The following is a 21,181-nucleotide window of genomic DNA, read 5'->3' as shown; positions in this document are numbered from 1 at the left end:
AATTTAAGACCATAGCTCCGACAGCCAAAGCATATCATAAAATACTGACATGTGGTTAGCCGGCAAACGGAGCCGTCAGGCTAAAAGCTCCCGTCATTGATGATGCACGCGTCACTAGAAACTAATTGTTAACTTATCATTTGAGCAAGGTTAACAATTCGGTCATAAAAAAGCTATTTTTTGCGCAGCGACACCTCCCCCGCAATCAACCGCTGAATTGCGCCATCCTCCGTGCGCACCAGCAGCGCGCCGGTATCATCAACGTCCAGGGCGTGCCCGGAAAAGCTTTCCTTCATGGTATGCACCGTAACCGGGCAATCCAGAGTGATGCACAATTCCCGCCATTTTTTCAGCACGGGGGCAAACCCTTGTTCAAGCCAGCACCCGTACCATTTCTCAAAGGACTCCAAAAGAGCCCTGAGCAGTGGTACCCTGGATACCGGCCGCCCGGATTCAATTTGTAGCGATGTGGCAATATCCCTGATCTCAGGTGGAAATTCGTCCCGGGAAATATTCACGTTTAAACCGATACCCGCCACCATAAAGTCAACCCTGTCCGCTTCGGCGTTAAGTTCCACCAAAATGCCGCAAACTTTTTTACCTTCCAGCAGGATATCATTGGGCCACTTGATGCCGGCCGGAACCCCTGCATGTTCCCGCAGGGCCGTAGCCACGGCCACCGCCGCCACCATGGTGACCTGCGGCGTTTCCACCGGGTTGACAGGCGGGCGGAGCACAATGGAAAACCAGAGGCCCTTATTCCCGGGTGAAAACCAGCTGCGCCCCATCCTGCCCCTGCCGCCGTTCTGGCACTCGGCAATCACCACAGTACCCTCGGCGCATCCTTCCCGGGCAAGGTTTTTGGCCTCGGCGTTGGTAGAAGGCAAATCACGGAAATATTCAATCCTCCGGCCTGTGAAAACGGTGGACAGCCCGGATGCCACCTCCGCGGGAAAAGGAACATCGGGGGAACCCAGCAAACGGTACCCCAGATTGGCCCTGGCTTCTATATCATAGCCGCCCTCCCGCAAGCCGCGAATATGCTTCCATACCGCGGTACGGGATACCCCCAGTTCCCGGCACAGCGCTTCGCCGGATATCCAGTTACCATTTTGCCTTTTTAAAATGTCAATAATTTTGTTTTTCATAAAGCCATTTTCCCGTGGTCAGTTTAATTTTAATTTTTACCAGTCCTACTGTCAACCAGTATACCCAAGATGGTTCACGCTTCAATCACGTTCCGCATGGGTTTTAACTCGCCCACGTCAAGGCTGATATCCAGCGCGGTGACTGAATGGGTTAGGGCCCCCACGGAGATGATGTCCACGCCCGAAGCCGCCACCGCCTGAATGTTCGCGGTACTGATCCCGCCGGAAGCCTCCACCAGTGCCCGGCCGTTGACCATTTGCACGGCGGCTGACATGGTTTTGGGATCCATGTTGTCCAGCATGATGATGTCGGCCCCCGCTTCCAGGGCCTCGGCCACCCCGTCCAGGTCCTCCACTTCCACCTCGATTTTGGCCGTATGGGGCACCGCTTTTCTGGCCCGCTCCACCGCGGTCCTGATACCGCCGGCCACCCGGATGTGATTGTCCTTGATCAGCACGGCGTCAAACAGGCCCAGGCGATGGTTATGACCGCCCCCCACCCGGACGGCGTATTTTTCCAGTAAGCGCAACCCGGGGGTAGTTTTACGGGTATCCACAATGCGCACCGGGTAATCGCGCACCAGTTCGACCAGCCTGGAGGTTAAAGTGGCTATCCCGGACAGGCGCTGGAGAAAGTTGAGGGCCAGCCGCTCCCCGGTAAGAATAGTTCTGGCGCGCCCGTTCAGTTGCACCAGCACCTCACCGGTCTTTACCCGCGCCCCTTCCGCCACCCGGGGCAAAAATTCAAGTTCCGGGTCCAGCCGGCGGAAAACCGCCCGGGCCACGGGCAGGCCGGCCACCACCCCGTTCTGCTTGGCCTTGATGTAGCCCACAGCATTCAAGTCCGGGGGAACGATACTGTCCGTGGTCAGGTCGCCGGTTCCGGTATCTTCCGCCAGGCAGCGGTCAATCAATTGATTTAAGGCCTGTTCATTTAAATTCATTCCAATTCACATCCAGCGTCGGGCTAGTATTTTAAACGGAACCATCAAGATAGCATTATAGTGTCAACAATGCCAAGGCAATACTCCACGCCCTTTTGGTGATTTTTCATTCTTCTGACAGTGCCGTTTACTTGCGCAGGATAATGTGCTTCAGCCAGCTGTTCCTTGGCCGGGGGTAATCCTTGCGATAATGGCCGCCCCTGCTTTCGGTGCGCATCAGTGCCGTTTCGGCCACCAGGCGGGAGACCAGCAGCCGGTTGCGCAGCTCGGCGCCCTGTGGGGTTCCAGCGGCGGTGTTTTCCAGGTACGCATACCCGTCGATAAATTCCAATACCTTTTCCAGCCCCTGCCGGTCCCGCAACGGCCCGACATAAATGCTCATCAGCGACTGCAGTTGTTCCTGGATTGCCAAATTATCCACAGATTCCCCGGGTTCGGGCAGTTCGGAGGCAAAGTCGGTCCAGGCGGGCATTTGCTCCCGCCAGATCCCGGCAGTGCGCTCTACGATTCTACCGCCGAAAACCAAGCCGTCCAGCAGTGAATTGCTGGCCAGGCGGTTGGCTCCATGCACCCCCTGGCAGGCCACCTCACCACAGGCGTAAAGCCGCTCGATATTGGTTTCCCCAAAATAATTGGTTTTTACACCGCCCATCATGTAGTGGGCAGCCGGTGCCACCGGGATCATATCCCGGGTGATATCCAGGCCGTAACCCAAACAGGTGCGGTTGATGTTGGGGAAGCGGTGCAGTACCAATTCGGGGTCCAGGTGGCGCAAGTCCAGGTACACCCCGCCCCGGGGGTCCTTTTGCATTTCCTCCAGGATCGCCCGCACAACAACGTCGCGGGGGGCCAGCTCCGCCAGCTCGTGGTAGCGGGGCATAAAACGCTCCTCCCTCCCGTTGCGCAAGATAGCCCCCTCTCCCCGGGCCGCCTCGGAAATAAGGAAACGCGGTGCGCCGGGCAAATCCAGAACAGTGGGGTGAAACTGGAGGAACTCCATGTCCATCACTTCCGCCCCGGCCCGGTAAGCCATGGCGATGCCGTCCCCGGTGGCCACCTCGGGATTGGTGCTGTGGGCATAAAGCTGTCCAAGGCCGCCGGTGGCCAGGATTACGGCCCGGCTCCGGAAAACCTTGAGCTCCCCCTTGCTGTAATCATATGCCAGCACCCCGTAGCAAACATTATCCCGCACCAGCAGGTCCACCGCAAAGTGCCGCTCCAGCACCTCGATGTTTTTTTCGGCCAGGGCCTGTTCATTAAGCACGCGCTGGATCTCCGCGCCGGTGGCGTCGCCGCAGGCGTGCAAAATGCGGCGGCAGCTGTGCGCCCCCTCCCGGGTCAGGGCCAGGCGCCCGCCTTCCACGTCGAAGCGCGCCCCCAGGTCCATCAACTGCAACACCCGGCGCGGGCCCTCATTAACCAGGATGCGCACAGCACCCCGGTCGCACAGCCCGGCACCGGCCCGCAGCGTATCCTGATAATGGAGTTCCGGGGAATCCTCGGTGTCCATGGCGGCGGCGATCCCGCCCTGGGCTTTGTCGGTATTACTATCCAAAATGGTTTGCTTGGTTAATACTGTAACGCTGGCCCCCAGCCTGCCGGCCAGGAGGGCGGAGAAAAACCCGGCGATGCCGCTGCCCAGGATAACGTAATCGGACTCGTACCTGGGCAGATCCCGGGTATTAAAATTCATAATGTAATGGTCAGCCACTGGCGAACCCTCCGTTATTGCACGGCCAGCATTCTCTCCAGGCACTGCAAAGCGCGCTCCCTGATATCACCGGGAACGGTTATCCTTGGTTCCATCGTTTGTAGAGACCTGAGCACCTTTTCCAGAGTGGTGGCCTTCATGTTGGGGCAGACTAGCTTGTCCGAAGCCGGGTAAAACATTTTGCCCGGGCATTGCTTTTTAAACTGGTGTAAAATCCCTTTTTCCGTCGCCACAATATACTCCTTCGCCGGGCATTCCCGGGCAAACCGCAGCATCCCGGTGGTGCTGGCCACGTGGTCCGCCAGCGCCACCACCTCGGGCCGGCATTCGGGGTGGACCAGAAGCAAAGCATCAGGGTGCTCGGACTTGACTTTTTTTACATCATCCAGCGTCAGCCGGTGGTGGGTATTGCAATAACCCTCCCACAGCATCATTTCCCGTCCGGTTTGGCTGATAATATACCGGCCAAGGTTTTTGTCGGGCACAAAGATGATGGGGCGGCCGGGCGGCAGGGAGGCTACAACCTTGACGGCATTGGCCGATGTACATGCTATGTCGCACTCGGCTTTAACCTCCGCGGATGTGTTGACATAGCAAACAACCACCGCATCCGGCACTTCGGCCTTCCGGGCACGCAGTGCTTCTGCCGTAACCATGTCCGCCATGGGACACCCGGCATCTTCCTCGGGCAGCAATACCGTTTTCTGAGGCGACAGAATGGCCGCGCTTTCGGCCATGAAGTGCACGCCGCAGAACACAATCACATCGGCGTCGGTTCCGGCGGCCTTGCGGGACAGTTCCAGGGAATCGCCCACAAAGTCGGCGATCTCCTGCACCTCGGGCCGCTGGTAGACATGGCTCAATATCACCGCATTGCGCTCTTTTTTGAGCTTGATTATTTCGCCAGCTAATTGTTTCAGATCAACGTTGGCCACTAGATCACTCCTTAACCCGGATTAAGGGATCCTTGCCGGCGGGGCACGGTTCTGTGCGGGGTTCAACCGGGCACGCTTCCTCCCCGGTACCCGCTGGCGATTGTTCCTGCCGTGACACCCGGTTACTGATTACCCAATTATTATACACGCAAAATTTGTTCCGTCTCAACAAACATTTTTTCCAGCCGGCAAATTTCTCCTGCAAGTGATCTTTTAGGCCCTCGCGCCGTGCTTTTCTTCAATAATTTTGGTTATCTTGTTGTTTTCGTCAACCAGCACCACGGTTGGTTTGAAATTGCGCGCTTCATCGCGGTTCATCATAGCGTAGGTAATGATAATGACGACATCCCCGGGCTGCACCAGCCTGGCTGCGGCGCCATTGAGGCAGATTACCCCGGAGTCACGGGGCCCGGGAATGACGTAAGTTTCAAACCTGGCACCGTTATTGTTGTTTACCACCTGGACCTTCTCGTTGGGCAGTATGTCCGCGGCTTCCATCAACGCCTCGTCAATGGTGATGCTGCCCACGTAATTCAGGTCGGCCTGAGTGACCACGGCCCGGTGGATTTTGGACTTGAACATGGTCAACAACATCAAATCATACCTCCACAATGGTGTTGTCGATCAACCTGGTTTTACCGAACCTTACCGCCAGGGCCGCGATACACCTGCCCCGCAGTTTTTCCAGCGGTTCCAGGAAGGGAACCGACAGTATCTCCACGTAATCCACCTCCGCGCCGGGAGTGGAAGATATCATCTCCACCATCAGGCGGCGCAATTTACCCGCATCCCTTTCGCCCCTTTCCACCGCCTCCCGGAAGGCGCACAGGCTCCGGTACAGGACCGTTGCGTTCCGGCGCTGTTCGACGCTCAAGTAAACATTGCGGGAGCTCATGGCCAGCCCGTCTTCCTCCCGCACGGTGGGCAAAACGACCACTTCCAGGTCCATGTTCAAATCTTGCACCATCCGCTGGATCACCATGGCCTGCTGGGCGTCCTTTTGCCCGAAAAAGGCCCGGTCCGGCCGGACGATATTGAACAACTTGGACACCACGGTGGTCACGCCCCGGAAATGGCCGGGCCTGGACAGACCACAAAGCCTGCCGGTGATGCCGGTCACTTCCACATAAGTGCAAAACCCCTCCGGGTACATCTCTTCATCCGGGGGCGCAAAAATAGCGTCCACCCCCACTTCCCGGGCCATGGCGGCGTCGCGGTCAAAATCCCTGGGATACTCGGCGAAATCCTCCTTGGGGCCGAATTGAAGCGGGTTAATGTACAGGGAAACCACCACCGCGTCACATGATTTTTTGGCTTCCCGCATCAGGGTGAGGTGACCTTCGTGAAAATAGCCCATGGTGGGCACCAGGCCCACGGTTTGGCCCGCGGCCCGGCATTCGCGTACAAAATTCCTGATTTCCGCTATAGTGCGGCAAACACGCATATGAACCTTCTCCTAATAAAGTTTTTTCAGCACTTCCTCGTCCATGCCGAAGCCGTGTTCGGGGCCGGGGAAAGCGCCGCTCTCCACTTCCTTGCGGTAGCTCTGCAGCCCCTGCATGATGGTTTCGTGCAGGTTGGCGTAACGCTTGACAAACTTGGGCGAAAACTGGCCGTAAAAGCCCAGCATGTCCTGGGTGACCAGCACCTGCCCGCTGCAGTACGGCCCGGCGCCGATGCCGATGGTGGGGATACCTATGCTTTCGGTGATCAATTTGGCCAGCGGGGTGGGCACGCATTCCAGCACCACCGAGAAGGCCCCCGCTTTCTCCAGTGCCCTGGCATCCTCCAGCAGTTTCCGGGCCGCTTCCTCATCCTTGCCCTGCACTTTATACCCGCCCATCTGGTAGATGGACTGCGGGGTCAATCCCAGGTGGCCCATCACGGGGATTCCGGCCCCGGTGATGGCCCGCACCGTTTCGGCAATTTCCCTGCCGCCTTCCATTTTAACGGCCTGGGCGCCCGTTTCCTGCAGTAATCGCCCGGCGTTGCGCAAGCTTTCCTCCCGGGAGACGTGGTAAGAAAGGAAAGGCATATCGGCCACCACCATGGCGCGCTGCACGCCGCGGGCCACGGCTTTAACGTGGTGCACCATGTCGTCCATGGTCACGGGAATGGTGGACCCGTATCCCAGGACCACATTACCCAGTGAATCCCCCACCAGGATGGCGTCGATGCCGGCGGCGTCCACCAGTTTGGCCATGGGATAGTCATAGGCGGTCAGCATGGTAATCTTTTTGCCTTCGGCGTGATATTTCCTGAATGTTGCCGTGGTTACGCGGTCTTTACTCATTATCGTCAACCTCCCTGAAAATATTAATTAATTCCCGGCCCTGCTCTTCAGTAATACTTCCCTTTTCCCGGGCCACCCTAACCGTATACCGGCCCAGCCTGCCATACAGTTCCCGCAATTCGGGGTCTAATTGTTTAAAAGCCCTGATGTGCCCGGCAATGGTGTTCCCGTCACCCCGGGCCACCGGTCCGGTCAACGCAGCAGTGGGGCCGACCTTGCTGATATTGGCCACGGTGCCCCGCACCAGAGGATACAAGGCATCAAACGCCTCCCGCGGCCCCAACCCGAACCCGGCGTACAGGAATGTTGCGAAATGCATCAGCGACACCAAATAGTTGGAAGCAATACACGCCGCCGCGTGGTACAAGGGCTTATCGGCGGCGGAAATGGTGAAACACTTGCCCTTGAGATCGTCCACAACCTGCCGGGCCACGGGCATGGCCGCTTCATCGCCCTCCAGGGCAAAGTACGAACCCGGCAGGTTTTCCATGGCCGCCCGCAACTCGGCAAAGGACTGCAGTGGATGAATACTCAACGCCAGGGCGCCGGCCTCCCGGACACCCCGCAGTTCACCCGCGGCATGGGCCCCGCTGGTGTGGGCCACGATCTGCCCCGGTTTAAAACCCCCTCCGGCGGCAATTTGAGCGGAAACGGGCGCTATTTCCCGGTCGGGTGTGGTAATGAACACCAGCCCGGCCCGGGCCGCGGCATCCCGGCTATCCAGCGCCGGGCAATTAAGCCGGGCGGCCAGTGCTTCCGCCGAGGCCGCAGTGCGGCTGGCCACCGCCGCCACTTCATACCCCTCCCGCTGCAGCAAAATGGCGAGCGCGGAACCGACTTTGCCGGCCCCGATGATGGCAATGGAAGGTTTCTGCATTTTCGCGCGCTCCTTTTTCACCGGCCGCCCGGCCCTTGCATCAAAACAGCCGCGGCGACCGTTTTTTATGCCGGCAAACAAAAAACCCCCCGGACAAGTCCGGAGGGCATAATACTTTCCCTCGTCCAAACCCGTCTCGGTCCTGCCGGCTCCAAGCGGTAGATAAATCACAAAAACAAGCAACTGGTGCGGCTCACAAGGATACCGCCCTGTTTAGTCAAAATTCTAACACAGATCAACCGGTTGGGCAATTGTTTTTAACAATTTTATTGCTTGTTAAAATTATTTGATAGAATTTTATAGGACACCGCCTCTGAAAACCCGCGGCCTTGTGTCGTAGAGCGAAAGAGGCATCTCCCACAGGCTGATAAATACTTCATAAACACCAGTTCCCATAGTATAATATTCCTGCGCTCTTGGACAGTCAGTATGGGGATATTCCAATACATGAGAACCTTCGCGGAAAAGCCTTCGGGCTTATCCCGGAGGAGGTTCACAGTTATGAAACTGGTTAAACTGGATCAAAACAAAAATTACATCTTAACAACAGGACCGGTTATCGATGCCGTTGCGGGCAAGCACCTCCCCAAGGGCACCCTGTATATTGAAGAAGGCCGCATTGCGGCAATAACCCGGCAAGGCGAAGCCGGTTTCAACTTCAAATACCCCGGACGGGAGAAAGTACACCTGGACCTCGGCCACTTGTCCGTCCTTCCGCCGCTGGTGGACTGTCACGTGCACCTGGCCCTGGACGGCGTTGATTTCGCGGCAGCCCGCCGCCGCTGGGACAATCCGGAGGAACTGGCCAAACAGGTTGCCCACGAACTGCGGGACACCACCCGCCACGGCATTTTGGCCGTTCGGGACGGAGGTGACCGACGGGGCATAGCCCTGCAATTCCGGAACATGGTTTACGAGGGCCGGCTGGAAGGCCCCCTGGTAAAAGCGTCGGTATACGCCCTGCGCAAACCCAATACCTATGGCTCCTTTTTGGGACGGGGCACACCCATGATATCACTGGAGGACACACTGAACGACCTGGTCTGGCGCGGGGCCGACCAGGTCAAAGTAATTGTTTCCGGGGTGGTAAGTTTTAAAGAATACGGAAAGGTGGGCCCCGTGCAATACTCCGCCGGTGACCTGGCGGTCATAGTGAACCTGGCGCACAGCCGGGGGATGCGGGTAATGGCCCACGCCAGTTCGGACGAGGCCGTGTTGCTGGCGGCACGGGCCGGCGTGGATACGATTGAGCACGGGTATTTTTTGAGCCCCGGCGCGCTGGAATTGCTGGCCGAAAGAGGGATCGCCTGGATCCCCACCGTGGTGCCGGTGGCCGCCCAGCTACAAAACCCGGACCGGCAGGTCAGGTACGTGATTGAAAAAACCGTGGACCGGCAGCTGGCCATGATCAATAAAGCTGCTGCTTTGGGCGTTACCCTGGGGGTGGGAACCGACGCCGGGGCCGCCGGGGTGCGGCACGGCTACGGATATCTTCAAGAACTGGATCTTTACCGGCAGGCCGGTTTGACACCGGCGAAAATAATCAAATGCGCCACCAAAAACGGCGCGCGCATTTTGGGCCTGGACTGGGGACGGCTCGAACCCGGCCGTCCCGCCGCCCTGATCGCGGTGGAGGGGGACCCCCTGGCGGACACCGGCGCCCTGGGCCGCGTAAAGTATGCTTTTTTACCTTTCAAAGCTTAAAAATAACTTGGATCGCCCCCCTGAAATAAATTGGTTGCCACATATTGAAGTCGGGCTTCAGCATAAGTAATCGAGATTGAAGCAAGAAACATTTCCAGTGGCGGCCAGCCCAGGGTACCCCAAGGAACCCAGCCGGTCCACAGGGTGGCGAAATCCGGACGTGAGAATCCCCACTCCAGCTTCGGCCAGCCAGCTTCGCCAGCCAGTGCCGCGATAACAAGGGCGGCCAGAATGGATGGCAAAATGCCCAGGTTGTTCAAGGTCTTGGCGATTTTATTGCGCCTGGCCAGCTCTTTAAACGTTGACGAATACATCATGAAAAATGCAAGACCCACGGCCAGAGTGATGGTAATGGGAAAACTCTCGAAACGGCCGCCCTTTTGGAAAATCATATTGATGGCGGCAATACCCGCGCCGATTATCACACCGGCCTTTATAGCCCGGGGGATGGAGGCAATAACCTTGTTCGCCAGCCCGGTGAAGCCCAGTAATATACACCATAACCCCAGCACCATTTCAAAAGCAAGCGAGAAAGGATTCCTACAAAACGCCCGTGTTCAAGCACGGGCCACGGTCCAACATCCCCCGGTGAGGCTCTCCACCATATCGGCGGGTGATAGGCAGGTGATATTTGGTTCTTCGTATTCCAAGGCGAGTTTTTTGCGGTCACGCGCGGACAGCATGCCGGGCGCCAGGCTTTTTAATGTTACAACCCCTTTATAAATGCCGCCGCTTTCCAGTATCACGGCAAAATCGCCGGTTGAACCGGCGATGGCTGAAAAAGCTTCGTCGACGGCGATCCCGGAAGGTAGTATTAAGGATGGCTGAATCATTATTTCCCCGGCTTTCATATGTTGTCCTCTCCGAAAAATAATGTTGTTTCATGTATTCTTTTTTCGCCAATCAAATCCTTCCCCTTAATTTATCTACCTGTATACCCATATATTGGTTGGAAAGAAATTTGCAATACAACAAACAGAAAAAGAGCTTTTTACAAGGGAGGTTATTTAAATGTCTTTTAGTTTTGGTAATTATGGTAAAGCATTTTCGGTTAATGCTCCAGAAAGGATTGTTTTTGGATCAGGCACCGCGGCACAGATAGGGAAGGAAGCTGGTGAAAAGCATGGGAGGAAAATCCGTCCTGGCGGGCCGGTATTATACCCGTAGTTTTCCTTTTCTTGACTGCCGTAAACAGAAAATGGTACCATAAATAATAAATCGCGGGTGTAAAGTTGTAAACAAGCCAATGTGCGACCGGTGGAGATGTTCACCTGTAATTAGCAAATGAGCTCGCCATATAAATGTTCAAGGGGCGAAATGATCATGAAAAGTGAACCAGTTAATCAAGAATATCTTGAAAACTTGCGCCGAGCCTGGCAGCAAAGGACGAAACAAAAAAAAGAAGCCATGGAAAAGCTGCGCCAAATCGCTTATGATAAAGCAGTAGCCGCCGCCGGTCACTTAAAGAAAAAATACAATGTCAGTGCTGTATACCTTTATGGCTCTTTGGCCCGGGGAAGACATTTTTCCGAGAGGTCCGATATTGATCTTTTTGTTGAGGGCTTTCCTGCAGAAATCAGTTACTGGAAGATGTTAATTGAACTGGAGGAAATAACCGCACCACTGGTGGTTAATGTTGTCTTAAGCGAGGATGCCACACCCGGCCTGCGCGAAGAAGCCAGAAAAGAGGGAATTCTTCTATGACTCGCAAACAATTCGCAGTTGTTGCCAGCCGTATCAAACAAGAAATTGATAACATCGAAGGTCTTCATAAAGAGCTTTCGGGCAAAGGCCTGACTGGCACAAAAAAAAGGATAAAATCCGCCCTTCCTCCGGGAGATACTTTTGTTTTAAGGGCCGTTGGTTCTATTCTTCACGATTTTTATGTAGCGGTTGAGAATATATTTAAAACCGTTGCCAGGGAAATAGATGAAAAGTTGCCTGTTGGAGAACAATGGCATCGCGAATTATTGATAAGAATGACAATGGACATACCGGAAGTAAGACCGCCACTTCTTTCCAAAGAAACAGCAGCTATGCTGGACGAATTCAGGGCATTCCGGCATGTATTTAGAAATGTATATGGATTCAACCTATCCTCGGAAAGAATTGTTGATTTACTGAACAAGTTTCCCCAAATCACCAACTGCGTTGAAAAGGAAGTTTATTCCTTTATACAGACAATGAAAAAAATAATGCCCGAAGGATAGGGTATCACCGCTATTTCTCACATTAAGAGAGGTTCTGTTTTTCCTGGAAACAACTATTCAACGCGCGGTGGCAAAAGCAAAACGAGGACAAAAGAGTGCTCTCCTCTTGATTGACAGGATTTGAGATAACCGAAACCGCTGCCGTAACAGACATATTTCGGGCTGAGCGATGGGTGCGCAGGATTAAAAGTCTTGGATGTCTTTTGGCATTGGATGACTTTGGAACAGGCTTCTCGTCCTTTCCTATCTGCGCATTCTTCCGGTGGTCATCAGGCCGGGCAAACCCCCGGCAAACCCTGTACCCTTGCCTTGAGTGACAGTGAATGGGGTGCCTCTATGCTGAAACATGCTTGATTAATACAATTTGCCCTGTTACCATGAAACCGTATGGATAACACCACCTCCGGGGAATCTAACCCCGAGGTGGTTGATTTGTTTATTCCCAAGCGAGTGTTCTTTGAACGGGAGGCACTGGATTACCCCCTGGGGCAACGGCTCTACCAAAAATTCAAAGCGGACAAGATTCCGGTAACCGTGACCGGCAGCCACAACCGGGTCACGGGCATCCCCGGCAAAACCCCCCGGGAAGCCTACCTGGAAGCCAAAAGCACCCTGGTGGTTGGCGTGCGCCGCACCATGCAGTTTTCCCCGTGCAAGCCCTCGGCCCATTACCAGCTGCCCCTGAGCACCAGTTGCACCGGCCGCTGCCAGTATTGTTATTTAAACACTACCCTGGGCAAAAAACCTTACGTGCGGGTATATGTAAATATTGAAGAAATCCTACAACAGGCGGAAAACTATATAAAAAATCGGGCCCCGGAAATAACCGTTTTCGAGGGGGCGGCCACCTCCGATCCCGTTCCCGTAGAACCCTATACCGGCTCCCTGGCCAGAACCATAGAGTTTTTCGGCAGGCAACCCCTGGGCCGGTTCCGGTTCGTTACCAAGTTCACCGGTGTGGATACGCTGCTCGGCGTGGAACACAACGGGCACACCCGCTTTCGCTTCAGCATCAACACGGAACGAATCATCAAATCCTACGAACAGGGCACCCCGGCGGCCGGGGCCCGGATCGCCGCCGCCGGAAAGGTGGCCGGGGCGGGCTATCCCGTGGGTTTTCTAATTGCCCCGGTATTCATTTACCCGGGGTGGCGGGAAGAATATGCCCAACTAATCCGCTCGCTGGCGGAAGAGTTGAAAGACATAGACCGGGCGAATCTAACCTTTGAACTGATCTCCCACCGGTTCACCTTATCCGCCAAAAAACGCATCCTGGAGGTGTTCCCCGAAACCACACTGCCCATGGAGGAATCGGAACGCCAGTTTAAATTCGGGCAATTCGGGTACGGCAAGTACGTTTATCCAAAGGAAACGCTGCAGGAGATGGACGAGCTGTTCCGGAGGGAGCTGGACAGGTATTTCCCGGGGGCAAAAGTGGAGTATTTGGTGTAAGAAATTTTTCATATTTATCTAAGGAATATGCAAACTATTTTGAAAATGGTAATCTGTATCGTGAATTCAAACTTAATTGTTCAGTTGTCTTATTTTTTGCCAAAGTTGTTTCGGCTTACCTATCGGTTGGTTTGGGAGAGGATCTGCGCTTGAGAGGTAAGGCCTGTCGGCTCGTGCTTGACCATGGACGGCAGGGTATTCACCTGGCTTTGCTCGCACCTAAAATATTGACCGGAAAGCGGAACAGTCCGCTCAGCAGGCCTAGAAGAAGCCGGAGGGAGCATATAGTTTTTTAAGGATTGGGCTTCCTATTTCAGAGCAAAAAACATTTCGCTAAGCAGGAATATAGAAGTTTATGGCTAAAAATACATATTAAAGTTGAATATGGAAAGAGGGTTAGGTTTCCAGTGTGATAAATTTGTATGGCCGGACTATAGCATAGTAAATTATTTCCTTTCACTTGATGTCAACTGATTACAAAACCTTGAGTTTTGAATTGCCAATTTTTTGACTTTTTTAAGGTCAAGCTTCAGGCAGAAAATGTCTCATTTAATTCTACCTAAAATTCGAAAAGTTTGCGAAGGTGGTATTTTTGGATAAAGCATTTAAAATTCTATCTATTGATGGAGGCGGTATAAAAGGTTTATACTCCGCATCTTTCCTGGCGAATATCGAGGAGCATAACGGTCCTATAGTTAAAAATTTTGACATGATATGCGGGACGTCTACTGGTGGAATAATTGCACTGGGGTTGGCTATTGGAATGACGGCCCGTGAAATTGCAAACTTCTATGAGACAAAAGGGCCCAGCATATTTCCATACACCAACTCTCTATCCAGAAAACTGGCAATGGGCAAACAGTTTTTAATTAGGTCAAAATACTCTGATAATGAGCTAAAGAAATCCCTTACAGAAGTATTTAGTACAAAAAGAATGAAAGATATCGACCGCCCGATAGTGCTTATTCCAGCAGTAAACCTAACTAACGGTGATAATATAGTGTTTAAAACTCCTCATCAACCTGAATTTACCAGGGATCCCGAACATCTTCTTGTTGACGTAGCCCTGTCTACTTCTGCCGCTCCAACCTATTTCCCAATAGCTCTGATGGATACCTTCGAAGGTGCCCAACTTATTGATGGTGGTATATGGGCAAATAATCCTTCTCTTCTTGGAATAATTGAATCATTAACATATTATGTTGGACCCGACAAGGAATATAAGAGATTCAAGCTCCTTTCAGTGGGTAATGTTCGTCATAACATTGGTTGGTCAATAAAAAAGCAAAGGAGACAATCTGTCAGGCAATGCGCTTTAAGGCTAATTGAAACCACTATGGACACACAGAGTCAGGCAGTACATAATTACATCACTCACCTTATAAAAAGCTTAGATGGGGATTATTTACGCATTGAATGCCAAAGCTTATCAGCTGAACATGCTCGGTATATAGAACTGGATAGGGCTGACCCAAATGCTATTAAAATCCTTAAAAGCTTAGCGAAATCTGAATCTGATAAATGGTGTTCAAAGCCGGAAATTAGACAATTTTTTGATTAAGGAGGAATATTAATTATGGCTAATTGTCACGATCTTTTTAATAAATTCCACGAAGAAATAACCCTTAATTCCGATAAAAAAGAATACCTGAGGACGTCAAGAGATGCTATTAGGGATAAAATACGAAAATATTTCAAAGATACAAAAAAGGTGAAGGCTCCTAAATTTCACGGCCAGGGATCCTATATGATGGGTACCACAGTCAACCCTCTTGATGGGGAATATGATATAGATGATGGAATATATCTACAACACCTTGATGAAAATGATGACAGTAATTGGCCGACACCAGCGACGATGCACAATTGGGTAATGGAGGCAGTTAAAGATCATACATCTACACCTCCGGTAGATAAGAATACGTGTGTCAGGGTCATTTATAAAAATAATTACCATGTTGATCTTCCCATATACGCAATGAAAAACGATGTGCCCCAACATGCACACAAAAGCAAAGGGTGGAGTGCAAGTGACCCCAGGGCATTTATTGACTGGTTTAGAGGGCAGTTAACTAATAAAGGAGAGCAGTTTAGAAGGTTGATTAAATACTTTAAGGCGTGGGCTGATTACCAAAATCAAGGGGCCAGTACAAAAATGCCCAGCGGGATGATCTTTACTGTTCTCGTTGCAGATCATTTCTATGGATCAGATAACAGGGACGATGAGGCTCTAGTAGGTACAGCCAAAAACATACTAGACAACTTGGAAGATAGCTTTAGCATCAAAACCCCTGTGGTGCCCTATGACGATTTACTTGATGGATGGTCGGAAACAAGGAAAAACAATTTCCTTAATAAACTGAAAAACCTCTGTAATAAAGGAAACGAGGCTCTTGAACTTGAAGATGACGAAAAAGAACAGGCATCGTTAAAATGGCAGGAACTCCTCGGAGACAGGTATCCAAAATATGACCCACCCAAAAAAGAAAATGATTCAGCCAAGGTCACTACCGAGCCTGCTGGTCTGTGGAAATATGATGGCAGGTCAGCTTAGCTTGAAAGAGTTTTATGAAAGCGCCCAAAAACGTGCAGAGGTCTTCCTAAAAGAGAAATACAATGCTTTGCCACTGGATGATAATATATCCGGTGACAGAGCATATAAAATAATTCTCGAATTAGACTGTCATATAAAGAATGTTGGTATTATTTTACAACTGCCCTTTAATTTTCCGGATAGTATACCTAAGGTATTAGTTGAAGAGGAACTTTTTAATAAAATCTACCCTATTCCACACCTTAACTCCGAAAAGGTCCTTTGCACCTTTGATGAACATGAAGTGATACCGAATGCAGACAACCCCGAGGGGATTATTATAGAAATACTTAATAGAGCCCGTGACAATCTCCAAAAAGGCATTAAAGGGTCTAATCGGGAAGATTTTATAGATGAGTACTCAGCATACTGGGACCAGGACATACAAGAGGTTTATTATTCTATTGTACCTCCGGCTGAAAAACCGGAAATGATTTGCATCTATAAATATTATGATGGTGACTGTGTTGGTGGAATTTTTGCAAAATCTCGCCTTCACGCAAAGAATTGGCTGGATAAATTTCGTGATAACTGTATTGAAGACATAACAAAAACAGCGTTGTATTTACCTTTAAAAGGGCTTGGGTATCCTCCTTTTCCAAAGATGAATAAAGAGATTTATTCGACGTTAAAGGAAAACGACCCTGACAGTTTAAAAGAGCTGTTGAAATTCTTGCGTAACAATGATAGGCCGTCATATATCCTCTTTTCAATCCCACTGCAGCACGGATATTTCTTCGGAGCATGGAAACACAACAAGCCATACAAAGAAGAGAGCATCGGAAAAAGAAAGAAAATAATAAAACATTCTAAAGGATTTAGACCTGGTAAGGCCCCAGTGGAGTTGGAACTTATAAGAGACTTCGCTAAGAATCCTGTATCCCTTTTACATGTAATAAGAGCTGATAAAGAAAGATTGTTTTACCGAGGTGGAGACGGTATGTCCCCACTCAAAGATGTAAAAGTATCAGTAATAGGGTGCGGTTCGATTGGGAGTAATCTTACAGACAAGCTTGTCAAAATGGGGGTTAACCACCTATGCTTAATAGACCATGAAAAGTTAAGTTTTGATAATATAGCAAGGCACCTTTGCGGGGCCTCCTATGTAGACAGGTATAAAACAAAAGCAATCCAAGATTTGCTTCAAAAACATTACCCACACCTAAAAATATCTACTTTAGAGAAGGATATAACTGAAATATTAGTTGAAAACCAGGAATTTTTAAATAGTTTCGACTTGAATATTGTGGCTATTGGAAATATAGCCATAGAGTTCAGGCTTAATCGTCTTATTAATGAATCAATAATTAAAAGCCCGTTACTTTTTATTTGGGTGGAACCATACTTGGCAGCAGGACATGCGGTATACATTCACCCTGATAATAGAGGATGCCTAAGGTGCTTATTTAATGAAAAACTTATATTCCGGGAAAGTGTTCTTAAAAACCCGGGGCAGTATACAAAGCGAGAAGCTGGGTGCCAGACTTCGTTTGTGCCGTATGGAGCTTTGGAGATTGACGGTTATTTATTCGAGCTATCCAAGTTTATAATAAAAGCAAATAGTAACCGATTAACTGAGAATACTGTTTTCACTTGGCTGGGGGATTTAAGAAAGTTCAGAAAACTTAATCGTCCAATGGAGTCAAAATGGATTAGCAAAAGTAGTTACTCTGTTTATGAAACAGCAATACCGGATAAGTATTTTTGCGAGGATTGTAGGAGTGAAATATAAAGTAAGCAATAAGTTAGTATTAGAATTTACCGATAAAGTTCTTGAACAGTTTAATAAATATCGTCAAACAGGAAAACGTAAAGAATCTGGCGGAATTTTACTTGGGCAGGTCTTCGATACAAAAATTGTAATTGATGAAATTACTACACCTTCTCTATGTGACAAGGCTGGCCAATTCTTTTTTATTAGAAATGTAAAAAGGGCTCAAATGGTGGTAGACGCTGCTTGGGCTAAAAGTAATGGGACACGTATATATCTCGGGGAGTGGCATACACATCCGGTTCTAAACCCGTTTCCTTCCAATGAGGATAAGAAGCTTATTCAAAATATGTTAAAGTATTCAAGGATGGAGATTGATTTTTTGTTTTTGGTTATTGTAGGCTTGGGAGAAAATGATCTTTATGTGGGTTATCAAAAAAAGGGACATGTTTTAAATAAGTTAAGCAGGCTATAGTAACACCTAATTACGCCGGACCAAACATACATCTATTGATTTTTTATTTTTGTATCGTTGCTACCGTTGCCGATCCGTTGCCAGAAATGGTTATATACTCCAGTCTAAACGACCAACGATTACGATTTAAATCACCCAGCTGGTCCACAATTAATCGTTCAGTGCTCTTCCAGTCCAGTATGACGTCAGTCACCATGGGATCCGGTAACACACCATGCCAATTCTCCAGTGGCAACTGACTGGCTATGATGATAGAACGAAGTTGATAGCGATCCTTAATAACTTACAGAAAATCACGGCCGACAGTTTCACTAACGTAGTCAGTCCTAGTCGTCCAACACCAAAAGCTCCATTTAGTTAGACTCAACTTTGACACCCAACCACAATAGAATCCAGTAAAATCAACGCTTTGCGGGCACACCAAATAGACGTACCACTACGCTCCCCTTTATTTGCCAGAAACATTGTGCTCCATAATCCTGTTCGGCGACCTGCAACCGATTGCCTTGAACACATCGTAAGCGTGCCCTTTGAGTTCGGTGCGGAGAATAAACTGCTCTTCGCCCACGTTAAGCTTGACGGCTTGTAATGTACGCAGATCCTGCATTACATCTTTAAAACAGAGTTTGCTGTCTTTGAGCCGCTTGGCCAGCATCACCTACAGTACAAAAGCCAGAAAACAGACAAATATGTGACCGCGCACCCGTTCTTCTTTCCAGTGGTAGATGGGCCTTAAGTCCAGAAGGTGCTCTCTTCAGGGAACGAAACGCCCTTTCCACCTGCCACAGGCCTTTGTAACCCAGGGCTATTTCATCCGGTGGCAGGTCGCAGTTGGTGCGCAGGATGTATTTACCGTCATATTTGGCATCTTCTTTAACAGCTTCCTCGTTTATGGTGACTGCTTTTTTGTCCATCTTCAGGTAGCGCTGGTACCCGCGGTTGCCCAACAGGGCCTTAGGGCCGGCTGTTTTAAGGGTCTGTTCCAGTTTTTGAATTATCACCTGCCGGGTGAGCTGTTGTTTTTTAGCTTCCTCGGGTTTTTTATTCATAAAATATCACTCAACCCCAAGCGCCTTAAAAACCGCATCCTCGGGACTTTGATAAAAAGAAATTTGGAATTTGGCAAACAACTCCGGAGGAACCGTTGGTATATCAACAGCGGAAGCCATAGGCAGCAATATCTTTTTAGCTCCCGCGTCAAAACACACTTGCATAATATTGGCCAATTCCTCCACTTTATTGATTGTTCCACCTATGCTCATGGACCCCAACACCACCAGCTGGCTTTGAACCGGCTTCCTAAGAGCGCCGGAACAAAGGGCGATAAATGCAACCAGCGAAAGCTCCGAAGTTAATCCAATGCCTTGCAGGTCCTGAACATGCATCAAAAAATCATTGTTTTGTACGGATATAGTACCGCTAATATTCTTTTTGTTGGCTTTGAAATAATTAAAAGCAGTGGCAATGCTTTCTTTGGCCTCACGACACGAGCCGAGGCCGGTTCTGTCAAATCTACCGGAGCCGGGAACAACTTCTGTTTCTATTTTATAAACACCTATCATGCCGGAATCCCCGTGGGCCACCGTGTAAATATGGCCGGGCTTGTACATGCCTTCGGGGATGAGCTTGCCGCCACCCTGCTCCGGCACTGACACAAATTCCTCAATTAAGGTATCGTTATCAATATAAGAGAAATGAACATCATAAAACTCCATGCCGCCAATTTTTTTAAGCTGTTCTTTGACCCTTCTCCTACCCACCAGGGCGTATCGCAATATCTCTTCTATGTCGTCCCTGGTAAATTCGCCATTGGGGTAAATTAACTTTACCAGTCCCGATACGGTTTTCCTTACAGCTATCACATCTCTTTGGTTTAGGTTATTGCCCAGCCTGAAGTACCTGTCAAAGGCATCGGTAAAAGATCTCTTCCTCATTTCCCGGAAGAATTCCGCTATATAATCAGTAATAAAGCCGTACTCATCGGTGAAAAATTCCGGCCTCATTTTGGGAATCTCCCAGCCGGGGATATAAAAATGCATCCGGTCAAAAAAGGCGGCATCATAAGCCATAGCGGCAGGAAAAGGTTCAAACAGGTGGGATGTTTTGAGCAATACATCCACGCTCTGGTTGATATTGCCCACGAAGACCATGGAAGCCGAAGCGTTTTTCTCTTCTTTTCCCCGGGCAAATGACCCTGAAGCCATGTAATCTTTCATAATTTGAATGCCGTCTTTATCTTTAAAAGTAATGCCGGCCACTTCATCAAAAGCCACTGTATCCCACAAACCCACAAGGCCGATTTTTCTACTGGCCATGTTATAAAAAAGATTGGCCACAGTGGTCTGACCACCGGAAATTAAAATGGAGTTGGGGGATATTTCTTTGTAGATATGGGATTTTCCCGTTCCCCGCGGCCCCAGTTCACATAAATTGTAGTTATTCTCCACCAGGGGAATCATTCGGGCCAGCAGGTGCCATTTTACGCTGTACTCCAACCGGGTTGGCTCCATGCCCACGGACCTTAAAAGTATATCAATCCACTCTTCTTTGGTGAAATAGCTTCTGTTATGCAATATTTCATCCAAGTCTAAATTAGGCATTTGAATGGGAGTTAGATTGTTAATGATAAAAGGGCTGGTGTCTTTAACTTCCTCGTCATATAAATAACCCATTTTTAAAATGCACCAAATCCCGCCGGCCAGAAGTTTTTCAAACTCTTTGACATAATGGGGAGCAATGCCCACGCCTTTTAGACCCAGGTTGGAAAACTCAGCTTCATAAATATCTTTCTTTTCGTTTAACCGCACAGTCACCTTATCTATTACTGTATACTGACCGGTTTCCCGAATTTTAGATTTTATTTTTTCCGCTTCGTCGGGTCGCACAAAATTGCTGGCCAAAATCTGCTTGACCCGTTCCACACCCTCGTTAATACTGTCTTCATCATCTGTAGCGCAATACATGCCCAGCAGGTATTCCAGCACGTATACGGGTACATTGGCCCCTTCTTTAATCTTTTTGGTCAGGTCTTTTCTTACCACCCGGCCGGCAAAAAATTTATTTAGCTTCTCGTTCAGACCGGCACTACCGGCCCCATCCCTGTCCAAACTATCCATGCTAACACCCTC

The 21,181-nt window shown here is 50.1% G+C and carries 24 protein-coding genes; 10 read left to right on the top strand and 14 right to left on the bottom strand.

Going from position 1 to position 21,181, the window contains the following annotated elements; genetic code table 11:
* Nucleotides 1-173 precede the first annotated feature (173 nt).
* From IT084_RS07415 to IT084_RS07380, 8 genes are all read right to left on the bottom strand, one after another.
* Nucleotides 174-1,148: a biotin--[acetyl-CoA-carboxylase] ligase gene (locus IT084_RS07415; RefSeq protein ID WP_195712216.1), complete on the bottom strand. Its 975-nt coding sequence runs from the start codon at nt 1,146-1,148 to the stop codon at nt 174-176.
* A 74-nt stretch (nt 1,149-1,222) separates the two neighbouring features.
* Nucleotides 1,223-2,092 carry a carboxylating nicotinate-nucleotide diphosphorylase gene (gene nadC, locus IT084_RS07410; protein WP_195712215.1) on the bottom strand — a complete coding sequence of 290 codons (870 nt, stop codon included), beginning with the start codon at nt 2,090-2,092 and terminating at the stop codon, nt 1,223-1,225.
* Between the two features lie 127 nt (nt 2,093-2,219).
* Nucleotides 2,220-3,803: an L-aspartate oxidase gene (nadB, locus tag IT084_RS07405; RefSeq protein WP_195712214.1), complete on the bottom strand. Its 1,584-nt coding sequence runs from the start codon at nt 3,801-3,803 to the stop codon at nt 2,220-2,222.
* 14 nt (nt 3,804-3,817) lie between these two features.
* Nucleotides 3,818-4,738 (bottom strand): quinolinate synthase NadA, encoded by a 921-nt coding sequence (gene nadA, locus IT084_RS07400; protein WP_195712213.1) that lies wholly within the window; start codon nt 4,736-4,738, stop codon nt 3,818-3,820.
* 213 nt (nt 4,739-4,951) lie between these two features.
* Nucleotides 4,952-5,332, bottom strand: coding sequence for an aspartate 1-decarboxylase (gene panD / locus IT084_RS07395; protein WP_195712212.1), 381 nt, complete (start codon nt 5,330-5,332; stop codon nt 4,952-4,954).
* Nucleotides 5,333-5,336: 4 nt separating this feature from the next.
* Nucleotides 5,337-6,182: a pantoate--beta-alanine ligase gene (panC, locus tag IT084_RS07390; protein WP_195712211.1), complete on the bottom strand. Its 846-nt coding sequence runs from the start codon at nt 6,180-6,182 to the stop codon at nt 5,337-5,339.
* A 12-nt stretch (nt 6,183-6,194) separates the two neighbouring features.
* Nucleotides 6,195-7,031, bottom strand: coding sequence for a 3-methyl-2-oxobutanoate hydroxymethyltransferase (panB, locus tag IT084_RS07385; protein WP_195712210.1), 837 nt, complete (start codon nt 7,029-7,031; stop codon nt 6,195-6,197).
* Nucleotides 7,024-7,989, bottom strand: coding sequence for a DUF2520 domain-containing protein (locus IT084_RS07380; RefSeq protein WP_313885444.1), 966 nt, complete (start codon nt 7,987-7,989; stop codon nt 7,024-7,026). Before IT084_RS07380 ends, panB begins: the two co-directional genes overlap by 8 nt.
* 420 nt (nt 7,990-8,409) lie before the next feature.
* Between IT084_RS07380 and IT084_RS07375 the strand changes: the two genes are divergently transcribed.
* Nucleotides 8,410-9,612 carry an amidohydrolase family protein gene (locus IT084_RS07375; protein ID WP_195712209.1) on the top strand — a complete coding sequence of 401 codons (1,203 nt, stop codon included), beginning with the start codon at nt 8,410-8,412 and terminating at the stop codon, nt 9,610-9,612.
* Here IT084_RS07375 and IT084_RS07370 read toward each other — a convergent pair.
* Nucleotides 9,609-10,127: a hypothetical protein gene (locus IT084_RS07370; protein ID WP_195712208.1), complete on the bottom strand. Its 519-nt coding sequence runs from the start codon at nt 10,125-10,127 to the stop codon at nt 9,609-9,611. The two genes, IT084_RS07375 and IT084_RS07370, sit on opposite strands and share 4 nt — an antisense overlap.
* Nucleotides 10,128-10,169: 42 nt before the next feature.
* On the bottom strand, nt 10,170-10,463 hold the full coding sequence (locus IT084_RS07365; RefSeq protein ID WP_195712207.1) for a hypothetical protein: 294 nt from the start codon (nt 10,461-10,463) through the stop codon (nt 10,170-10,172).
* 160 nt (nt 10,464-10,623) lie between these two features.
* Between IT084_RS07365 and IT084_RS07360 the strand changes: the two genes are divergently transcribed.
* The 9 genes from IT084_RS07360 to IT084_RS07320 all read left to right on the top strand — a co-directional run bounded on the left by IT084_RS07360 (nt 10,624) and on the right by IT084_RS07320 (nt 18,053).
* Nucleotides 10,624-10,779, top strand: coding sequence for a hypothetical protein (locus IT084_RS07360; protein WP_195712206.1), 156 nt, complete (start codon nt 10,624-10,626; stop codon nt 10,777-10,779).
* A 156-nt stretch (nt 10,780-10,935) separates the two neighbouring features.
* The gene (locus tag IT084_RS07355; RefSeq protein WP_195712205.1) at nt 10,936-11,316 is read left to right on the top strand and encodes a nucleotidyltransferase family protein; all 381 of its coding nucleotides are present in this window, start codon (nt 10,936-10,938) and stop codon (nt 11,314-11,316) included.
* Entirely contained in the window at nt 11,313-11,822 is a 510-nt protein-coding gene (locus IT084_RS07350) for a hypothetical protein (RefSeq protein ID WP_195712204.1), read from the top strand. The genes IT084_RS07355 and IT084_RS07350 overlap by 4 nt, the downstream gene beginning before the upstream one ends.
* A gap of 173 nt (nt 11,823-11,995) precedes the next feature.
* A complete protein-coding gene (locus IT084_RS07345; RefSeq protein ID WP_313885443.1) occupies nt 11,996-12,139 on the top strand; it encodes a hypothetical protein in 144 nt (47 codons plus the stop codon).
* Nucleotides 12,140-12,254: 115 nt separating this feature from the next.
* Nucleotides 12,255-13,274, top strand: a complete 1,020-nt coding sequence (splB, locus tag IT084_RS07340) for a spore photoproduct lyase (protein ID WP_243276823.1) — start codon at nt 12,255-12,257, stop codon at nt 13,272-13,274.
* Between the two features lie 592 nt (nt 13,275-13,866).
* Nucleotides 13,867-14,835, top strand: coding sequence for a CBASS cGAMP-activated phospholipase (locus IT084_RS07335; RefSeq protein WP_195712202.1), 969 nt, complete (start codon nt 13,867-13,869; stop codon nt 14,833-14,835).
* Nucleotides 14,836-14,850: 15 nt separating this feature from the next.
* Nucleotides 14,851-15,828, top strand: coding sequence for a CBASS cGAMP synthase (locus IT084_RS07330; protein ID WP_195712201.1), 978 nt, complete (start codon nt 14,851-14,853; stop codon nt 15,826-15,828).
* Nucleotide 15,829: 1 nt separating this feature from the next.
* Complete coding sequence (locus IT084_RS07325) at nt 15,830-17,599, top strand: ThiF family adenylyltransferase (RefSeq protein WP_195712200.1); 1,770 nt, start codon at nt 15,830-15,832, stop codon at nt 17,597-17,599.
* Nucleotides 17,589-18,053, top strand: coding sequence for a Mov34/MPN/PAD-1 family protein (locus IT084_RS07320; protein ID WP_195712199.1), 465 nt, complete (start codon nt 17,589-17,591; stop codon nt 18,051-18,053). The genes IT084_RS07325 and IT084_RS07320 overlap by 11 nt, the downstream gene beginning before the upstream one ends.
* A gap of 43 nt (nt 18,054-18,096) precedes the next feature.
* On the opposite strand, the gene IT084_RS18985 is transcribed toward IT084_RS07320, so the two are convergent.
* The 4 genes from IT084_RS18985 to brxL form a co-directional block, all read right to left on the bottom strand.
* The gene (locus IT084_RS18985) at nt 18,097-18,333 is read right to left on the bottom strand and encodes an ATP-binding protein (RefSeq protein ID WP_195712259.1); all 237 of its coding nucleotides are present in this window, start codon (nt 18,331-18,333) and stop codon (nt 18,097-18,099) included.
* A gap of 168 nt (nt 18,334-18,501) precedes the next feature.
* Nucleotides 18,502-18,660: a hypothetical protein gene (locus IT084_RS07310; protein WP_195712198.1), complete on the bottom strand. Its 159-nt coding sequence runs from the start codon at nt 18,658-18,660 to the stop codon at nt 18,502-18,504.
* A 7-nt stretch (nt 18,661-18,667) separates the two neighbouring features.
* On the bottom strand, nt 18,668-19,102 hold the full coding sequence (locus tag IT084_RS07305; protein ID WP_195712197.1) for a hypothetical protein: 435 nt from the start codon (nt 19,100-19,102) through the stop codon (nt 18,668-18,670).
* Between the two features lie 6 nt (nt 19,103-19,108).
* Nucleotides 19,109-21,169 carry a protease Lon-related BREX system protein BrxL gene (brxL, locus tag IT084_RS07300; RefSeq protein WP_195712196.1) on the bottom strand — a complete coding sequence of 687 codons (2,061 nt, stop codon included), beginning with the start codon at nt 21,167-21,169 and terminating at the stop codon, nt 19,109-19,111.
* Between the last annotated feature and the right edge of the window lie 12 nt (nt 21,170-21,181).

It is taken from the genome of Desulfallas sp. Bu1-1, assembly GCF_015594625.1.
GTDB lineage: Bacteria > Bacillota > Desulfotomaculia > Desulfotomaculales > Desulfallaceae > JADNRQ01.
This window is presented reverse-complemented; position numbering and strand designations above follow the sequence as displayed.

Excerpts from the sequence above, each read along its gene's own strand:
- IT084_RS07375 (WP_195712209.1), top strand. The coding sequence starts at position 8,410 with ATGAAACTGGTTAAACTGGATCAAAACAAAAATTACATCTTAACAACA.
- brxL (WP_195712196.1), bottom strand. The coding sequence starts at position 21,169 with ATGGATAGTTTGGACAGGGATGGGGCCGGTAGTGCCGGTCTGAACGAG.
- IT084_RS07370 (WP_195712208.1), bottom strand. The coding sequence starts at position 10,127 with ATGGTGCTGGGGTTATGGTGTATATTACTGGGCTTCACCGGGCTGGCG.
- IT084_RS07310 (WP_195712198.1), bottom strand. The coding sequence starts at position 18,660 with ATGCAGGATCTGCGTACATTACAAGCCGTCAAGCTTAACGTGGGCGAA.
- panB (WP_195712210.1), bottom strand. The coding sequence starts at position 7,031 with ATGAGTAAAGACCGCGTAACCACGGCAACATTCAGGAAATATCACGCC.
- IT084_RS07365 (WP_195712207.1), bottom strand. The coding sequence starts at position 10,463 with ATGAAAGCCGGGGAAATAATGATTCAGCCATCCTTAATACTACCTTCC.
- IT084_RS07355 (WP_195712205.1), top strand. The coding sequence starts at position 10,936 with ATGAAAAGTGAACCAGTTAATCAAGAATATCTTGAAAACTTGCGCCGA.
- IT084_RS07350 (WP_195712204.1), top strand. The coding sequence starts at position 11,313 with ATGACTCGCAAACAATTCGCAGTTGTTGCCAGCCGTATCAAACAAGAA.
- IT084_RS07360 (WP_195712206.1), top strand. The coding sequence starts at position 10,624 with ATGTCTTTTAGTTTTGGTAATTATGGTAAAGCATTTTCGGTTAATGCT.
- nadC (WP_195712215.1), bottom strand. The coding sequence starts at position 2,092 with ATGAATTTAAATGAACAGGCCTTAAATCAATTGATTGACCGCTGCCTG.
- panD (WP_195712212.1), bottom strand. The coding sequence starts at position 5,332 with ATGTTGTTGACCATGTTCAAGTCCAAAATCCACCGGGCCGTGGTCACT.
- panC (WP_195712211.1), bottom strand. The coding sequence starts at position 6,182 with ATGCGTGTTTGCCGCACTATAGCGGAAATCAGGAATTTTGTACGCGAA.
- IT084_RS07305 (WP_195712197.1), bottom strand. The coding sequence starts at position 19,102 with ATGAATAAAAAACCCGAGGAAGCTAAAAAACAACAGCTCACCCGGCAG.
- IT084_RS07330 (WP_195712201.1), top strand. The coding sequence starts at position 14,851 with ATGGCTAATTGTCACGATCTTTTTAATAAATTCCACGAAGAAATAACC.
- IT084_RS07415 (WP_195712216.1), bottom strand. The coding sequence starts at position 1,148 with ATGAAAAACAAAATTATTGACATTTTAAAAAGGCAAAATGGTAACTGG.